This window comes from Aminobacter sp. P4_D5, assembly GCF_056401815.1.
This window is the reverse complement of the sequence record NZ_JBFUIP010001299.1, coordinates 1-537: the sequence shown is the minus strand read 5'-3', so window position 1 is coordinate 537 and position 537 is coordinate 1. Positions and strand designations below refer to the sequence as shown.

1 protein-coding gene is annotated in these 537 nt (G+C 67.8%); it reads right to left on the bottom strand.

Features of this window, described 5'->3' with window-relative positions:
* The coding region (locus AC1DWF_RS38045; protein WP_476843577.1) for a prephenate dehydrogenase/arogenate dehydrogenase family protein at nucleotides 1–307 on the bottom strand (307 nt) is incomplete at its 3' end.
* Nucleotides 308–537 lie beyond the last annotated feature (230 nt).

Here is a 537-nt window from a genome sequence, read left to right as displayed (position 1 = left end):
CGTCGCGCGCGCTTTGCGGCCCGAAGAGCGGGTGTGTCGCGACGATGTCGACATGGTCCGGCAGGCCGCGCCGCAGGATCTCCGCCGGGAGCACCTTCACCGATCCGACGTCCAGGACCAGCACGCCCGGCCGCAGATGCGGCGCGATGGCACGCACCGTCTCCTCGATGGCCCCGACGGGCATGGCCAGGATCACGATCGGACAGGAGGCCGCGGATGCAAGGTCGACCAGCGGCACGCCTTCCACGCAAAGGGGCACGGGATCGTAAGCGCAGAGCGCAAGATGCGGCTGGAGATGCCGGGCCATCAGCCGCCCGAAGGCGCCGAAGCCGATGATGCCGATATCGCTGTTCTGGAACACGTCAGGACCTCTGCAGAAGCTGCGAGGCCAGCGGCATGTGGGGGGATCAACCGCTGGCGAGGCAGCGGTTAATGGATGACATGGATCACCCCGCCGCTAGGACAGCGGCGCGTAATACAGCCCGGAGAGAGGGAGGATCGTCGTCACGCCGTGCAGCTAAGGACGGCGCGGCATCG